Source organism: Syntrophotaleaceae bacterium, assembly GCA_041390365.1.
Classification (GTDB): Bacteria; Desulfobacterota; Desulfuromonadia; order Desulfuromonadales; family Syntrophotaleaceae; genus JAWKQB01.
Genome location: JAWKQB010000003.1, coordinates 799802 through 816759 on the forward strand (window position 1 = coordinate 799802; position 16958 = coordinate 816759).

The 16958-nt window shown below is 58.9% G+C and carries 13 protein-coding genes; 1 reads left to right on the forward strand and 12 read right to left on the reverse strand.

All coding sequences use genetic code 11. The annotated features are described in order from the left end of the window. Nucleotides 1–92: 92 nt before the first annotated feature. From R2940_15955 to R2940_15995, 9 genes are all read right to left on the reverse strand, one after another. Nucleotides 93–3164, reverse strand: coding sequence for an efflux RND transporter permease subunit (locus R2940_15955; protein MEZ4601285.1), 3072 nt, complete (start codon nt 3162–3164; stop codon nt 93–95). After that, the gene (locus tag R2940_15960; GenBank protein ID MEZ4601286.1) at nt 3161–4261 is read right to left on the reverse strand and encodes an efflux RND transporter periplasmic adaptor subunit; all 1101 of its coding nucleotides are present in this window, start codon (nt 4259–4261) and stop codon (nt 3161–3163) included. The genes R2940_15955 and R2940_15960 overlap by 4 nt, the downstream gene beginning before the upstream one ends. 28 nt (nt 4262–4289) lie before the next feature. Then, a complete protein-coding gene (locus R2940_15965) occupies nt 4290–6740 on the reverse strand; it encodes a TolC family protein (GenBank protein MEZ4601287.1) in 2451 nt (816 codons plus the stop codon). 160 nt (nt 6741–6900) lie between these two features. Next, complete coding sequence (locus R2940_15970; GenBank protein ID MEZ4601288.1) at nt 6901–7320, reverse strand: MarR family transcriptional regulator; 420 nt, start codon at nt 7318–7320, stop codon at nt 6901–6903. 98 nt (nt 7321–7418) lie between these two features. Then, a complete protein-coding gene (locus R2940_15975; GenBank protein MEZ4601289.1) occupies nt 7419–8348 on the reverse strand; it encodes a cysteine synthase family protein in 930 nt (309 codons plus the stop codon). Nucleotides 8349–8536: 188 nt separating this feature from the next. Further along, nucleotides 8537–10375, reverse strand: coding sequence for a UbiD family decarboxylase (locus R2940_15980; protein MEZ4601290.1), 1839 nt, complete (start codon nt 10373–10375; stop codon nt 8537–8539). A gap of 162 nt (nt 10376–10537) precedes the next feature. After that, nucleotides 10538–11569 (reverse strand): SHOCT domain-containing protein, encoded by a 1032-nt coding sequence (locus R2940_15985; GenBank protein MEZ4601291.1) that lies wholly within the window; start codon nt 11567–11569, stop codon nt 10538–10540. Nucleotides 11570–11740: 171 nt separating this feature from the next. Beyond that, on the reverse strand, nt 11741–11911 hold the full coding sequence (locus tag R2940_15990; protein ID MEZ4601292.1) for a hypothetical protein: 171 nt from the start codon (nt 11909–11911) through the stop codon (nt 11741–11743). Between the two features lie 123 nt (nt 11912–12034). Continuing rightward, nucleotides 12035–13270 (reverse strand): histidine kinase, encoded by a 1236-nt coding sequence (locus R2940_15995; GenBank protein MEZ4601293.1) that lies wholly within the window; start codon nt 13268–13270, stop codon nt 12035–12037. A 1023-nt stretch (nt 13271–14293) separates the two neighbouring features. Between R2940_15995 and R2940_16000 the strand changes: the two genes are divergently transcribed. After that, the gene (locus R2940_16000) at nt 14294–14512 is read left to right on the forward strand and encodes a dodecin family protein (protein MEZ4601294.1); all 219 of its coding nucleotides are present in this window, start codon (nt 14294–14296) and stop codon (nt 14510–14512) included. A gap of 44 nt (nt 14513–14556) precedes the next feature. Here R2940_16000 and R2940_16005 read toward each other — a convergent pair whose 3' ends face one another. The 3 genes from R2940_16005 to R2940_16015 all read right to left on the reverse strand — a co-directional run bounded on the left by R2940_16005 (nt 14557) and on the right by R2940_16015 (nt 16930). After that, a complete protein-coding gene (locus R2940_16005) occupies nt 14557–15315 on the reverse strand; it encodes a sulfite exporter TauE/SafE family protein (protein ID MEZ4601295.1) in 759 nt (252 codons plus the stop codon). Then, on the reverse strand, nt 15312–16067 hold the full coding sequence (locus tag R2940_16010) for a tRNA threonylcarbamoyladenosine dehydratase (GenBank protein MEZ4601296.1): 756 nt from the start codon (nt 16065–16067) through the stop codon (nt 15312–15314). Before R2940_16010 ends, R2940_16005 begins: the two co-directional genes overlap by 4 nt. Before the next feature lie 71 nt (nt 16068–16138). Beyond that, the gene (locus R2940_16015; GenBank protein MEZ4601297.1) at nt 16139–16930 is read right to left on the reverse strand and encodes a TatD family hydrolase; all 792 of its coding nucleotides are present in this window, start codon (nt 16928–16930) and stop codon (nt 16139–16141) included. Nucleotides 16931–16958: the final 28 nt, after the last annotated feature.

Genomic DNA, 16958 nt, shown 5'->3' on the forward strand with positions numbered 1-16958 from the left:
TCCCCAAGTCAGTGATAAAAACACCTATACTTTTAATACTTCGAGTGCGGTGTGTCAAGGCGTCCGGGGCCATCCGGCATCCTCGGCAAGGCTCAATCGAATCTCACCCGGAAAAACAGCGAATAGAGAACCGGAACCAGCCCGAGGGTCAGAACGGTCGCAAACGCCAGGCCGAAGATGATGGTGATCGCCATGGGTTCCCACATCGGTCCGCCGCCCAGCCACAGGGGCAGGAGGCCGCCCATGGTTGTCCCCGTGGTGAGCAGGATCGGCCGCAAGCGGCGCTGGGCCGATTCGATGATGGCCTCTGCCGGTTCCCGCCCGTTTTCCTCGATTTCAATGTTGATGCGGTCGATAAGGACGATAGCATTGTTGATGACGATGCCGGCCAGAGCAATGATGCCCAGCAGTGTCATGAAGCCGAAATACGAGCCTGTAACGAGCAGACCGAAGGTCACCCCGATCATCCCCAGGGGGATGGTCAGCAGAATGATCAGCGGCCGCCGGCAGGAGTTGAACTGGGCAACCAGCAACAGAAGAATGAGCAACCCGGTCAGGGGCAGGTTGACGGCAATCGAGGCGTTGGCTTCCCCCGAAGTTTCGATTTCGCCGCCAAGCTGGTACTTGTCGCCGAAGGGCCAGCTGGAGCTCTGCTTGTTCAGCCAGTCGCCGATCTTCTCGCCGATGTCGATGGCATTGGCCGTCTCGTCCACATTGGCCTGAATGGTGACCGTTCGCACCCGGTTGCGGCGAATGATCTTGCCCGGCTGCCAGGCGATCTCGATGTCAGCCACCTGTTTCAGGGGAACGGACTGACCGGTCTGCTGCACGTAGATGTTATGGCTTTCCAGTTTGCCGATATCCTTGCGGTCGGCAGCCACCGAACGCAGGGTCACCGGTATCAGTTCATCCTCCTCCCGAAATTCCGTCGTCTGGATGCCGCTGAGGATGGTCTGCAGGGATATGGCAATGTCCCGGCTGGTCAGCCCGGCGCGCAGGGCCCGGGGCTGGTTGACCTGCACCACCAGCTTCTTGGTGCGTGCGCCCCAGTCGTCGGTGATATTGCGGGTGCCCTGAAACGCGGCGAGTTCGGCTTTCACACCCTCGGCCCGGTCGAAAAGCCGATCGACATCCTTTCCCGAAAGTCGCACTTCGATGGGATTTTCGATGGGCGGGCCAAGAATCAGGGGCCGGATCTTCGGCGTCAGATCCGGGAAATGGTTGAGGCAGTACCGCTCCAGAAGGGGAATCATCTCTTCCAGGCAGTGTTCCCGGTTGGTTCCATTGATCAGCATGTAAGTGTATTCGGAACTCGGAGCTTCGGGAGAGTAGGGCAGCATGTAGCGGGGGGCCCCGGAACCGATGTAACTGACCCAGTTCACCAGCCCATCACTGTTCTCTTCGGGATCGGCCATCATCTCCTTCAGCATGAAATTCTCGATTTCACTCACCACCTGCTCCATCCGCTCCAGCGGCGTTCCCACCGGCAGGCGCAGCTCAGCGCTGAAGATGGCCTTGTCGTGGGGCGGGAAGAACTTTCTCGGCACCTGAGTGAACCCGGCCAGGGAGGCGGCCAGGGCAAAAGTCAGAACGGCTACGGTCACCAGGCGGTGGCGCAGGACGGCGAGCAGCAGGCGCCGGTAAAAGCGATAGAAACGGGTGTCGAAGCTGCCGGCCTCCGGACTGTGACGGACGCGGAGAAAACGAACGCAGAACAGGGGCGTCATGGTCAGAGACAGAACCCAGGAGGAGAGCAGGGTGATGGTCACCACTTTGAACAGCGGCGCGGTGTACTCCCCGGTCGAGGATTTGGCCAGATAAATAGGGAGAAAGGCGGCGGCAGTGGTCAGGGACGAGGTCAGCAGGGGGATCTTCAATTCCCGGGCCGAATCGATCGCCGCTTGCACGGCCGGCTTCCCCTCGGCCATCTGCACCATGATCGATTCCGACATGACGATCGCATTGTCGACCAGCATCCCCAGGGCGATGATCATGGCCGCCAGCGACATCTGGTCGATACCGATGTCGAGCATACCCATCACCATAACCGCCATGATCATGGCCATGGGGATCAGCGCTGAGACCACCATGCCGGTGCGGAAGCCGAGGAAGAGCAGCATGACGGCCAGAACGATGGCCATGGCCTGCAGCAGATTGGACAGAAATTCATCCACCTTGCGTTCCACGTGGTCGGGCTGGAAGGCGACGATATCGAAGTCCACCCCGATGGGATAGACCTGCCGGAAACGTTCCAGGGCCGCCTTGACGTCTTCACCGAGAGCCAGCATGTCGCCGCCTTCGCGGAGATTCAGGGCCAGCGTCAGAGCCGGTTTGCCGTTGTAGTGAACCAGCGCGGTAGGCGGATCGATATAATGGCGGGAAATATCGACAATGTCTTCCAGATAGAGAACGCCCTTGCCTTCCGGCAGGGTGATGACGGTTTTTTTCAGGTCGGCCACCGAATCGAAGTTACCGGTCGGTTCGAGCACGATCTGCTCCCGGTCGGTAAAAATCTCTCCTCCGGGAATGATGATGTTGCGGGCTTCGAGGATGCTTTTGAGCTGATATGGGGAAAGACCGAGTTCGGCCAGGCGGGCGTTGCTGTATTCGACGAAGATCCGTTCCGGCTGGATCCCCTGGATGTCGACCTTGGCGATCTGCGGATTGAGCAGCAGTTCGTTGCGGCAGTCGTCGGCAATCTCCTTGAGTTCGGCGTAGCTGTGGTCCTCGCCGCTGATGGCTACGATGATGCCGAAGATATCCCCGAATTCGTCATTGACGAATGGACCGATCACCTCGTCCGGCAGTTCGGCGGTGGCACGGTCCACCTTGCGACGCAGATCGTCCCAGATAGGCCGCATCTCATCGTAGCGTTCAAGGATGTTGACCCAGATGACGGAAACGCCCGGTTTCGATTCACTGGTTATGTAGTCGATTTGGGGAATTTGCTGAATGGCCTTTTCCAGCTTGTCGGTCAACAGCTGTTCGACCCGCTCCGGGCTGGCTCCGGGAAAATAGGTCAGAACCTGGGCCACCCGGACCACGAAGCCGGGATCCTCGGCGCGCGGCAAAGACGAAAAATAGAATAGGCCGGCCAGAGCCACGACCAGCAGGGCAATGATGGTGATCCTGTTCTTTTCAATGGCGGCCCGGGTGATATTCATGGTGCGACCTCGTTGGAAGCGAGAATCCTGACCTGCTGCCCTTCCTTCACCCGGCTGATTCCTGCAGTCACAACCAGTTCACCTGCCTGCAGCCCGCTCAACACTTCGAGCCCCCTGGACTTCAATTCGCCCACGGTAACCGACCGCCGCGAAATAATGCCGATACCGTTCTCTCCGGGCTTGACCACGAAAGCGAAGCGGCCCTGCCGGTCTTCGCCTACGGCTTCCGGCGCCACCAGCATCGCCTGGTCGCCGCTTCCGTTTGGCAGGCGAAAGGTGATGGCGGCGGCCATCCCCGGCCGAATTTGAGGGGAGTTGTCTTCCAGGCGTACGGTGACCGGATAGGTTGTGGCCTGCCTGGTTGCTGCGACCCCGACTTCCGTGACCCTTCCGACAAACTCTCTGCCAGACAGGGCATCGAAGGTGATACTGACCGGCATGTCCCGGCTGATCTTGGTGATGAAGCTTTCGGGAATGGTGCAATCGACTTCGGTGGAGTCAGCCGAGGTCAGCAGGGCCACCATCTGCCCGGCGGCAATGTTTTCATTCACTTCGATCGGCACGCTGGCAATAGCGCCATCGGCGGGGGCCGAAAGACGGGTGTAGCGCAGTTGGGAGCGGGCCAGCTCCAGGCGGGTACTGCTGGCCCGGACCGAGGCATTGGCCGATTCACTGGCGGCACGGGCGGCATCCAGATCATTCAGCGAGGCATTGCTGTTTTCATAGAGAGCCCGGACCCGTTCGTAATTGGCTTCGGCATTGCGGGCCTGGGCCCGGGCATTGGCCAGGGCGGCCTGGGCTTCCTGGGCCTGCAGCACATAGTCGGTATCATCCAGACGAGAGATAACCTGCCCGGCTCTGACCCGGTCTCCGACCTTGACGGCAACCTCTTCCACCGCTCCCGGTATCCGAAAACTGAGCCGGGATTCAAGGCCGGCCTGGGCCGTTCCGGAAAAGGTCCTGGTCAGCAGGTTTTCCGCCGGTTGCACCCGTTGAAAGCGGATGGGCCGGATCAATGTCTGCTCGGCCGGAGGCTCGCTTTTGCAGGCGAGAAGGGACAGAACCAGAAACAGGACAGGCAGGTGGCGCATTGACATGGTACAAAGGCTCCGGGTTAGAGTGGGGTCAGGGAGTAGAGGACGATTCCTGGCGCCAGAATTCTTCCAGGCGCTGATACCAGTTTTCCCTCTGATCGGCATCGAGGAAAAAATCGAAACGCCCGGTGGCTCGCTGAACCGCCATCAGGTCGATGAAATAGTTGTAGACGGCGTTGGCCGCGACCCTGTTGGCGACCAGGGCTGCATTCTGGGCGTCGAGAAGCTCGATAATGGAAACCACCCCTCGGGAATAGGCGTCGGTGACCAGCTCGAGGTTTTTGCCGGCAGCGGCTGCGCTTTGGCGGGCCAGGCCGATCCCGGTGTGGGAGGCGCGGGCCAGCTGCAGGGCCGAACGGATCCGCTGCTCCAGACGGTCGGCCAGGGCCCGGCGATCGAGTCGCAACCGGTCCAGCTCATGGTTGGCCCGGTCCAGTTCCGCACGCAGGGCGCCGCCGGCGAACAGAGGCAGGGAGAGATTGAGCCCGACGCTCCAGTCGGTGTCGTCGTCTTCGGGAATTTCAACAGGCAGGGGGAAGTCGCCGAAGGGGGAATCGGTACCTTCGCCGCCCTCGTAGAACCGTTGGCCAAGGGAGGCGCCCAGAGTCAGGTCGGGGGCCCAGAAGGAGCGCCGGGCCGCAACCCGAACCCTTTCGGCCGCGGCAATGGCCTGGTCGATACGCTGCAGTTCCGGCACCTCGGCCAGGCCTTCCTCGACCATAAAGTCGCGAAAGCGGGCGTAGGCGGCTGGAGTGGCGAGATAAGGCTCCATGCGGCGGTCGGAGATCAGCAGATCGGAGTCCGACAAATCGACTTCCTCGGTGGAAAATGCCTCTTCCGCAGGTCGTTGCAACAGCCGATTGAGCTCGATCTCGGCCAGAGATTGCCGGGTGGCCGCCTGCACGACTTCATTGCGATCGGTCGCCAGTTGGCTTTCCCATCGATAGACCTCGGCCGGTCCGGAAAAGCCGACATCCCGGCGGCGGCGGGCCAGTTCCAGGTTGGAACGGGTGACGCGCAGATTGTTTTTCTGGATGGATAGCAGGGTTTTTGCGCGCAGGACATTCAGGTAACCGGTCGAAGCCGCCTGGGCAATGTCGAGGCGCAGCTCCCGTTGCTCCTGCAACCTGGCCTTTTGCTGATGGCGCTCGACGTCGAAGCCGGTTCTCAACCGCTCTGAATAGAGGGACTGCTCCAGGACCAAAGCGCCGGTCAGCGATCTTTCCGCCTGGGTGCCGAAGCTCGCTTCCGCCCGGTCCTCATCAATCAGCAGTCCGTTGGCGGCAATGCCGAGCTGGGGGAGGAGGGCGCCCCGGACCTTGCGCACCTCGGCTTCACCTGCCGCGATGCGGCGCTCGGCTGCCGCCAGCTCGAGGTTGGCAGTCATCGCTTCGTGGACTGCCTTGGCCAGTGTCAGCGGGCGTGCCTGGCGATTGACATCTTCCGCGACAAGTTCCGCTTCCACCAGCTGGGCCCAGGTCGGTGAAAAATCGATGGCGCGGGCCGTGGCCATATTGATGACCAGGTGGTCGTCGCTGGAGAACAGCACCGGCTGCTTGCCGGGTGCATCGCCCAGAAGAATGCTCTGAAGGGTAAGGGCCGTACGGCGCGCCAGGCGTGAAAAGTCGGATTCCGAGGCCACTCCGGCCAGAATTCCCTGCTCGACCTCCTTTTGTCCGAAATAAGAGAAGCTTGGCAGGCGGCGCTGTTTCAAGCCCTCGATCAGGACCTGGAATTCCTCTGGAGCAAGCCCGAGCAGGGGTGTTACATAGACGGCATCCGTATCCTCGGGAAGTGCGGCCAGAACGTCCGCAGCCTTGCCTTCGACAGGGACGGCGGTCATGGCAATCCCTCGGCTGTGAAGTTCGGTTCGAAGGTTTTCGCTGAGTTCCGGAATGGCGTTCAGATAGGGACGATAGGTCAGCACCGCCAGTTTTTTGAAATTCACGAGGTCGGTGAAGTATCGCAGGTCGCGAAGAATCGGCGAAGGTGAGGCGAGATAGGTAAAGTTGCTCACCCCGCTCCCGTCTCCTTTTTTCGGGTAGCCCTGTATGAGATGGTCGACGGTAAAGGGCGCCACAGTGGGTTTGGGCAGGGGGCCCCGATGGGCCAGGTGGTGGGACGTCAGAACACCGATGCCCAGCAGCAGATCAACCTTGGGATCATTCAGAAGGGTATCGACCTTTCTTTCGACTCCTTCCATGGTCCAGTCGGCAACGAGGGTCTTGTCCGATGGAAAATGCAGTGGAAACTCACCCCGAGTCAATACCGTTAATTCCCGCTTGAAGAGTTCCAGCAGGGGTTCGTTCCCGGCCCAGGGGCCATCCATCACCACCCCGATGGTCAAGGGCGCCGCCATCGCCGGACTCCACACGAAAAGCAGCAGGATCACCGCCATGACAACGGACAAATACCCGCCAAAGCGGCCCTTTCTCAGGACAGGGGCCGACAAGCCGTTGTTCATAATTAAAGGCGGGGCCATAAAGCCGATCCTTTCGCAAAATTTGTGAATTCAATTGTTTGTGAAGCTATTATGGAATCTAATTCGATTCGTCATGCCCGAATGATTCTATCGGGCATCCATGATTCCTTATCAAGCAGACTCGATTCCCGAAAAAAACCGCCTCGGAAAAGGGCTCTTTTCAATGCAGACCTTTTTCCATGAGTTGCACCATGCGGGCAAATTCCTCCGCGGTCAGCCGTTGATGAACGCCCTCAACATATTCACGGCTGGCTGCCTCATAAGCCTCGGCGACCTGTTTGCCCTCGGCTGTCAAGTGAATGTAATAAACCCTCCGGTCGTTCGCCGATTGGCACTTGTAGACGTAACCCTGTTCGATCAGCTTGTTCACGATGGAGGTCACGGCGGGTTTGCTGAGATTCAGCGCCTCTGCAAGACCCGTGAAGGTCACTTCGTCATTCTGCTTGATGACGTTGATGTACTGAAACTGGGTCAGATTGATTTCTGCGCCGCCGATTTTTTTTAGTTTCTGAACTTTGGCATTGACCAGTGCCCGGCTGACGTGTTCGATGATGTCCATCAGTCGCTGTTTGTTGTCCATGACTAAAAATCCTTTATTCCGGGCAGGTTTATGTTAGTTAACCGAACAAACTATGCTTACCAGACAACAGTGGCTTTCAGCCTTCGGATTCCGAATTGTTAAGGAGGACAGGCGGCGCAGGTGGAGCGGAACAGGGTTGTACTCAGGTAACGGTCGCCCCGGTCGGGCAGCAGGGTGACAATGGTTCCTCGCTCCATCGTCCGCGCGACACGAAGCGCTCCCGCCACGGCTGCGCCGCTGGACATGCCGGCAAAAACCCCTTCCCGTATAGCCAGCTGGCGGGTGGTTTCGAACGCCGTGTCGTCATCGATCACCAGCTTTTCATCGAGTCTGGCAGGGTTGTAGATGGCGGGCACAATGGCTTCCTGCATGTTCTTCAAACCCTGGACCTTATGGCCGAGGGTGGGTTCGACTCCGACCACGCGGATGGCCGGATTCTGCTCCTTGAGGAACAGGGCCATACCCATCAGGGTCCCGCTGGTGCCCATGCCGGCGACGAATACATCGATCTTGCCCCCGGTCTGGGCCATGATTTCCGGTCCTGTGGTGTAGTAGTGGGACAAGGGGTTGTTTTCGTTGGCGTACTGGTTGGGCATGTAATAGATGTCAGGATTTTTCTGCAGAATGCGGTGGGCCATGCGGATGGCGCCATCAGTTCCCTGCTCGGCCGGGGAGAGAAGCACCTCCGCGCCGTAGGCTTCGAGCACGGCCCGCCGCTCCAGACTGACGCAGCCGGGCATGATCAGCTTCACCCGATAGCCCTTGGCGGCGCCAATCATGGCCAGGGCGATGCCTGTATTCCCCGAGGTCGGCTCCAGGATCGTTTTCCCCGGCCTCAGAGCACCGGTTTCTTCGGCCTTCTGCAGCATGAAGAGGGCAGGCCTGTCCTTGACCGACCCCCCCGGGTTGTTCCCTTCCAGCTTGGCCAGGATGCGCACCTTCGGGTTGTCGTGCAACTGGCTGATTTCCACCAGCGGAGTGTTGCCGATGGCTCCCCACAGGCTGAGTTTTTCATTAATGATCTTCACGTGCGGATCCTTGTAACAAAGGGATTTCCCGGTCCTGATGATGAAAGCCGCGGTATTTTACCGAAGTGGTTGGGAGAATACAACGGGGAATTTTAAAGTGAGGAGGTAGGGGCGGGTCTAAGACCCGCCCAGGTCCTTAGTTCTCCGGCCGGTGGTTTCTGCCACCGTTTTCGGGGTCAAGAGCCCCACTAAATAATTCCGTGTAACGGCCCTCCCCGTGCGCCAAGGGCATCAACCCGTTTTTCCACTTCGGGATCGTCGACCAGAGGCGGGGCGTGGTGGGTTTTGGAGCGGGCGTCGATGACCAGGGAGCCGGTACATCCCCAGTGCTTGCTGACCGTCGCTGAACCGATTCCGTCGATGTCGACCGCGGGGTCGGAGCGGGTGAAGGTGACCCAGAGAAAATTGTTCAGGGTCCGGGCGCAGAAATCGCTGTCGTCCACCAGAACGACCAGGGGGAACCGGTTGACGGCGGCCTCCGGCGCCAGGGAAGTGCAGAATCGCTCCAGCGCCTCATCCGCTTGTCCGCGGAGCGAATCGGCAGGCGGGCCTTCGATCAGGAGGATGCCGGGAAGAGCCAGGCGGGGTTGGCCGAAACCGGCGGGCAGGGACAGGTCCGTGGGCAGGGCGGAGGGCAGATCCCGAAGTCTGGGACCGGCGGCAGCAATCACCAGCTTGGAGCCCTGCTGGAAGCCGCTGCCGGAATAGTCGAGAGTGTCGATGGTGGTGCGGGTCTGAAAATGGAGATCGCGCCGCCAGTCGACCCGTTCCAGCAGGTGGTGGAAGAAAGCGGGGATGTCCTCGACGCGAAGGGCCGGATCATCGCTGCCGTTGACGATGAACAGGTATTTGGCCAGGGAAAGCTGGCCGGTGCCGAGCAGGGCGCTGGCCTGGGTCAGCAGTTCCTGCGGCGCCGGGTTTTCGGCGAAGGGGGTGTACCTTTCGCTGCCGATGGCCAGCAGCAGGGGATGCACTCCGGCGGCGTCGACGGCATGGATCGCCGAAACCCCCGGCACCAGCGTGGGGATGACCGGGCCGGTCAGCTCGTGGATGAAGGCGCCGAAAACGCTGTCCTCCTGGGGCGGGCGGCCGACGCTGGTGAAGGGCCAGATGGCGCCGGAACGGTGGAAAACCTCCTCCACAGCCAGCACCGGGAAGTCATGCTGCAGGCTGTAGTAGCCGAGATGGTCGCCGAAGGGCCCCTCCGGAAGGGTTTTGCCCGGAATCACCGTTCCGGTAATGCAGAAATCGGCCTCGGCCGGGATCGGGAGCCGTTCCGGACGGGAGATCATGGAGATGCGGCCGCCGAGGAGTCCGGCGAAGCAGAGTTCGGGCATCCCTTCCGGCAACGGCATCACGGCCGCCATGGTCAAAGCCGGGGGGCCGCCGACGAAGATGTTGACCCTAAAGGGGCGACCCTCTTTCAATGCCTCGGTATGGTGGACTCCGATGCCCCGGTGCAACTGGTAGTGAAGGCCGACCTCCTCGCCTGGTCGATAGCTGTTGCCGGCGAGCTGCACCCGGTACATGCCGAGATTGGAATGGCGGATGCCCGGCCGGGAGACGCTTTCCGAATAAACCAGGGGCAGTGTGATGAAGGGGCCGCCGTCCTCGGGCCAGGACTTGAGCTGCGGGAGTTTGTCGATGGTGGTCCTGTGTCGCAGGATAGGCCCACCGCTCACCTTGCGGGGCAGCAGATTCAGGGCGCCGAGCAGGGCGCCGGGCCAGAGGGCGGGGGTTTTCAGCAACCGAAGGGGGTCGGCTTTGAGGGCAAAAAGCTGCTGAATTGTCGGCCAGGTATCCCGAAACAGGAAGCGGGTCCGGTCGAGGGTGCCGAACAGGTTGCCGAGCATGGGGAAGGAGCAGTTCCGAACCCGGGTGAACAGGAGGGCGGGACCACCGGCCTGACAGACCCGGCGCTGCACCGCGGCGATCTCCAGATCGGCGTCCAGTTCGTCGTCGATGCGGATCAGTTGGACGGTCCGTTCCAGATCCCGGACGCATTCGGCGAGATTGCGGTAGCCCATTCGGGTTGATTCCTTAATGTAGGGGCAGACCTATGTGTCTGCCCTTCACGGCAGGGCGGACACATAGGTCCGCCCCTACGAGGTTTGCATTATTTGCGATGGTAACAGAAAAGGGGGCATCCGCCCCCTTTCCCTTGCTCGAAACTGATCCTTCAACGCCGATCAGAAACTGTCGAGAATTTCCTTTTTCTTGGCCTGGTACTCCTGTTCCGTGATCCAGCCCTTCTCCCGGATTCTTTGCAGAATTTCAAGGCGGTCCTCGATCTTTTTCATATCACCGGACACAGGTGCGGCAGGTGCCACCGATGGGGCGGCCGTGGGAGCGGCAGCGGGCGGAGCCTGTTTCATCTGCTCGATGGTCTGTTTCATCTCCTGAATTTCGGAGCGCAACTGCTGCTGTTCGGCTTCAAGCTGGGCACTGGTTTCTCGTACTTCGCTGGCTTCGCGGAAAGCCTCTTTGGCTGTTTCCTTGGCCTCTTTTTTTTGGGCGACAGCCGTTTTCCAAAGCTGTGGGTCGGTGTTCAACACCATCCAGTCCGGCCGCTCCACCCCAGCAATGGTTGGGGTTTCCAGGCCGGCCATGGGAACCGGTTTCCACGCCACGGGTGCCGGTTTTCTGGGATCAGGCGCTTTATACATGCGGGTTCCGGGTTCCAGTGGATATAACCGACGCTCAACATTGTCGATATAAGGTTTATGGAGATCACCGATTATGAGGTTAAGTTTTCCATCTACAAAGAAGACCCGACCAGTCACGTATTGGCGATCGCTGTTGAATGAAATAAAATCTCTGTGGACTCCGGCGATGGCGAAGGTGACATCTTCCCTGGTCTTTGCAGTTGCAAGGCCGGTGCTGATCGCCTCGGAAAGAATGACCACCTCTTTTGAGGTGAAAATGGGTAATAGTTTCCCTTTTTCAACATATTCAGCATCGAGAGAACCGAGAATGTTCTCGATCTGTTGTGCGGGGATTGTTACGGGATGATCATTGGGCGGAGTTGTGTCCGTAAGGCGATCCTGTTTTTCAACGCGTACGTACTGATCCCGATGTTTCCAGATATAGTTGCTCGGGTCTTCTTTGTTGCCGGCAAGGAAAGAGCCGCTGCAGCCGGTGAGGATCACCAACGCCAGGGCTGCGAACGCCAGGCGCCGCAAAGTTGTTCTGCAATCACTTTTAACGTTTTTTTGCCTCATTGCTTGCTCCTCCTGCCAGATTGAATGTGTGGGACAATTGCAGAAAAATATTACGTTTTGAAGGGGGTGAAGGTCAAACAATTTCTCTGTGCGGGACTGCGCCGTGAGGGAGAAAAGCCATAAAAAAACGGGCCGGCATGGCCGGCCCGCTGATGTCATCGCCAGGCGGCTCTAATGATTGTGAGCTGCCTCATAGGCATCCAGGCCTTCCTGCAGAGTAAATTCCACTCCACAGGTTGTGCATTTGATCAATTGATCCTCGGGATATGTCTTCTGGGCGGGGGCACAGCTGACCACTGCCAGAAGGAGCAGCACATTTGCAAGAGCTATAGCTTTTCGCATGATCATGGTCCTTTCGTTTTTTTGATAGGTTGATAGCGAAACCGAGGGAAGAAAAAATTCATCCTTCTCTCATGATAGCATCTGTAACTGTGCATGCAAATACCCGCACCAAATTAACAAATTTTACCAGATGAAGAAGGTGCCGATGTTGAACTGCTCGGCATTCCAGTCATCACCATTTTGCCACTCATGCTCGAGAAAGCTGATCTCGCCAACGATCTTGAGGTTGGGGGTGATGTCATGGGTGGCCATGAAAGTCAGCATGGCCTGGGATTCGATAAAGGAAAGCGCAGCGGCTTCGTCCGCGTCGGTTTCGTCGAATTCGTTGGCGCCGTAGCTCACGCCGAACTTGGTCTTGCCTTCGTTAGCCAGGGTGTAGGTCAGCTGGGCGACATAGCCCCAGGTTTCCCGCTCTTCGCCTTCGGCGTCAAGGGAGTCGAGATCCAGCATCAAGGCGGTGCCGAGGGCCTCGCCAGTGAAGGCGGAGCCGACCAGTTCGAAGCCACCCATGCCGACCACGAAACCGCCGCTGATGCCCCAGGCAGTAACGTCGTCTTTGCCAAGAGCATCGGCTTGATCGTCGGTGAAATCAGCTTCCTGCCACATGCCGTTGGCGTAAGCTTTGAATTTGGTGTCGCCGCCCAAGGTGCCAGCATAGGATACTTCAGCTTCTACGCGGGGCAGTTTGGTTTCGGTTGCGCCAACGCCATCAAGAACACCCAGGATTTCGCTGGGGTCAAAAAGGCCAACGGCCACTTTGAAGCCGCCCATGTCGGGGGTGGTGTAGCGGAACTGGGCATTGAAGTTGGGGTACAGGTAGCCATAGCCGATGCGACCGAGGGTAACACCAGCGGCGGCGCTGAGGCCGAAGGTGCTGCCGAGGGTGCCGGCGCCCATCAGGGTCTGCTCGGTGAGCAGGTTCTGGCCGAGGAACAGGCTGAGGCCTTTACCGACCATGATCTGACCGAAGTTGCCGTCAGCAGTGAAGAACATTTCACGCATGTCGATCTGGCTGTCGAACCTCTCGTTTTTGCGGTTGTCGTGAGAGGGGGAGGGGTAGAAGCCGAAGCGGGCACCGAGGTCGATGCCGTTCATGGTCGGGGCCTTGATGTTGAAGGCCAGGATGTTCGGCAGGAAGCCGTTTTTGATGCGCAGACCATCTTCGTCAGTGGCGTAGAAGGGATTGACACCGTCGGGAATATCGTCGGAGTTCTGGTAAACCATGAACAGGTTAACCATACCATCAGTGCTGAAGGACCAGCCGTCGGAGCCGCCGATGACTACGGCAGCGGATGCGTTGGACGCGAAGAACATTACGGCCGCCAGAACGGCCAGTACGGAAATTTTGGAAAATCTCATCTGTTTTGCCTCCTGATTGCATAGATTCGAACGGTTGTCGAAAAAAACGGGTGTGATGTCACCCAGCGATCCCTTTTACGGGATCCGGCCCAAAAATAACCTCCATCTTTCGGCCTGCCGATACGCAACCGCCGCCCTTGGCCACCAGAAGAGACCGTTTTCAGTGTCGGTATCTTCCCGGGTACGGTGGTCCTGCGACGAATGAATTCCTGCGCGGGCGGTGTGCAATCTCGGCTACGGGGTCCGGTTCATGACCAGCCGGATGGTCCCTTGAACTTGTCTTGGAACGGACTTACTGATCCTGTCGGTCCGGCTCACCTCCTTTCCCCTTGAATGGAAAACTGCCTGTTTTTCATTCATTTTAAAAATAAACAGCCGTTTTGCTGAGCGCAATTTCAGTGCCAGATCAGGAAGAGCCCTGAGAAGCCTGTATTTGCCGCGTTTTTAAAAAATATTTCGGCAATTTTCTTTTCATTGCAAGTCCACATTAGAGACAAACTGTTCCAAAAGATTCCACTTGGACCTATTTTAGAACAGCTCTTTTTGCCGTCTGTCAGCGACTTCAATCAAATCGGCTCCTGATTCCATTTGCAAACTTCCTGATTTTTCATATTTTTTATTCTGCATGGTCTGTCAGCTTGGCCATTTTTTCCCTTAGAAAAGGTCTGCGATTAAAATGAACTGCACTGAGGGACGGGAGTCTCCCATCGCTTTTGCCTGTTGGGGGCCCCTGTTTCTCAAATGATGTTTTGCATCAGACCCGCACCATCGCTCCTCGTTCAATTAAAAAAACCTGGTTGATTATAGACCGACAATCACAGGATGCAACCAATTGAAAAGATATGTGCAAAAAAAATTAGAAAACGTTTTCATCCCGGGGTGTGTTTTGCTTGAAATAGAATGGTATTCCATCATCCTTTTATGCCTGTTGATCTCTGAGCCGGGCTTTACACGGATTTCCGGGATGATAGTCTGTTTACAGGCGAATCGTATGAACAGGGTTGCTGAGAAAAGGAGACGGCCATGACCTATGGAGAAGAAAGGGTTTACAAAAAGGTTGAAGTGATCGGGATTTCCAAAAAAAGCATCGAGCAGGCTATTGAAAACGCATTGGCCAAGGCCCACAAGACACTGGAAAAGGTCTCCTGGTTCGAAGTGCAGGAAATCCGGGGTCACGTGGCCTCGGAGGGGAACGTGGGCGAATATCAGGTGCTGCTCAAGGTCGCTTTCGAATTGAAGTGATTTTGGGTGAGGAGTGAGGGGTGAGGAGTTTGAGACCGAACCCCTTAGCCCCCTAGAAGCAGTTTAAGGGCGAAAACCAGAATGGTCAGGGAGACTATTTTCCTGATCCAGTCGTGCCCCTTTTTCACCGCCAGGTGCGTTGCGATCCAGCCTCCGGTGGCATTGCCCGCCGCCAGGGCCAGGCCGAGGGTGTAGTCGACCTGGTCGTGGAGGATGAACACCGTCAGTGCGACAAGGGTGAAAAGGGCGACCACGAAGACCTTGACGGCATTGATGGTCACCAGGTCGAGTCCCTGCAGCAGCAGAGCAGCGATAATCAGGAAGCCGACCCCCGCCTGCACGAAGCCCCCGTAGATACCGACAGCAAAGAAGCAGACCAGCAACACCAGGATGCGAAAAGGGGTGTACTCCATATCCGGCCGACGCCAGGACTTCATCGGATCGAGCGCGGTGAACAGCAGAACGCCGATCATGATCCCGGCGAGAATCCGCTTGAAGAGCAGGTCGTCGATGGTGAGGGCGAGGTTGGCGCCGAGATAGCTGCCGGCCAAAGCCGGGGCCGCACAGAGCAGAGCCAGTTTCAGCGGCATGATCCCCTTGCGGCGAAAGCCTCCGACGGCAAAAATATTCTGCACCAGGATGGCGACGCGATTGGTGCCGTTGGCCATGGTGGCCGGCAGGCCCAGAAAGATCAGCAGCGGAAGAGTGATCAGGGAGCCGCCGCCGGCCAGTACGTTGAAAAATCCTCCAACCCCGCCCGCCAGCACCAGCAGGGCGGCCTTGCCGATGGCAATTTCGCTCATGGCGCCGACTCCCGGAGAATCTCGCGAATGACCTCCCCGGCCATGGTCAGGCCGAAGATGGGGGGAATATAGGAGGAGCTGCCGAGCGTGACCCGCTGTCTGCCCGATCCTGCGGCTTCTTCCGGGGCAGCGGTATCGGAAGCCGGATCGGCCGCGAGGGGACGGAACTCCTCGAGGGAATAGACGACCCGGACTTTGTCCCGGATGCCGCGGCGGCCCAGCTCCTTGCGAATGATGCGGGCCATGCGGCATTTCTGGGTGTCGGCCAGATCGGCGACCCGGATCAGGGTCGGATCGAGCTTGTTGGCGGCCCCCATGGCCGAGATGACAGGGATGCCGCGTTTCCGGCAGCTTTCGATGAGGTACAGCTTGGCGGTGATGCTGTCGATGCAGTCGAGCAGATAGTCGAACCCCCCGGAGAGAAGCTCCTCGTCGGTGTCGGCGCTGTAGAAAACCTGCAGCGGGCGGAAATCCCCTTCCGGATTGATGGCCAGGCACCTTTCGGCCATGACCTTGACCTTGGCCTTGCCGACGGTCGGCTCCAGGGCGTGAATCTGACGGTTGATATTGCTGGGGACGATGGTGTCGAAATCGACCAGGGTCAGGCGGCCGATGCTGGCCCGGGCGAGCGCCTCGGCGGCATAGCTGCCGACCCCGCCGACACCGATCACGGCCACGGAGGCTTGCTGCAGGCGCTGCAGACCATCGGTGCCGACCAGCAGTTCGAGACGTTCAAAACGGTGATGTTGCATGGGGCACCTTAAAAAGCGTGAGGTGTGAGGAGTGAGGGGCGAAGGGTAACACCCGTACTCCGTAAGGCGTATTACGATTTAAGGCTTTCCAACCGCAACACCCGACAGGCGTTGGCAGTCGTGATGGCGGCGGTTTCTTCCAGGCTCCAGCCGCGCAAAGCGGCGACTTTTTCCGCCACGAGACCCAGGTAAAGCGGCCGGTTCGGCTCCCCCCGATGGGGGTGGGGCGTCATGTCCGGGGCGTCGCTTTCCAGCACGATCCATTCCGCCGGAATTTCTTTCAGGGTTTCGGGAGCGCGGCGGGCTTCCGGCCAGGTCACGATCCCGCCGAAGGCGAGGGCGAAATTCAGCGAGATCGCGGCGCGGGCCGTCTCCGGGCTGCCGGAAAAGTTGTGCCAGATGCCGCCCATCTCATCAGCCCCCTCCTGTTTCAAAATCTCCAGCAATTTGCCGGTGGCTTTCCGGCAATGAAGCAGAACCGGCAGACCGAAGTCCCTGGCCAGCCTCAGTTGGCCGCGGAAGGCCTGTTCCTGAATCTGGGCGGGGGATTCGAGGGCGCCGTCGAGCCCGATTTCGCCGACGGCCGCCACCCTCTTTTCCGTCAGCAGGCGACGCAGTTCCGGTTTTGACTTCTCCCACTGCCGGGCCGCGAGAGGATGAATCCCCGGTGCGGCCAGCCCGCCCCGGATCGAAGACGCGACCGCAAGGAGCCGCTCCCAGCCCGAAGGTTCGACTCCCGGAACGACAAACCGGCCGACCCCGATATGCTCTGCCAGCTTCATCTCTTCCTGGTCATCGAATCCGGGAGGCAGCAGGTCGAGGTGGATGTGAGTATCGAACAGAGAGTTGAGGGGTAGAGTCATGGAGCCATGCTAACACAGGCCGACGAGG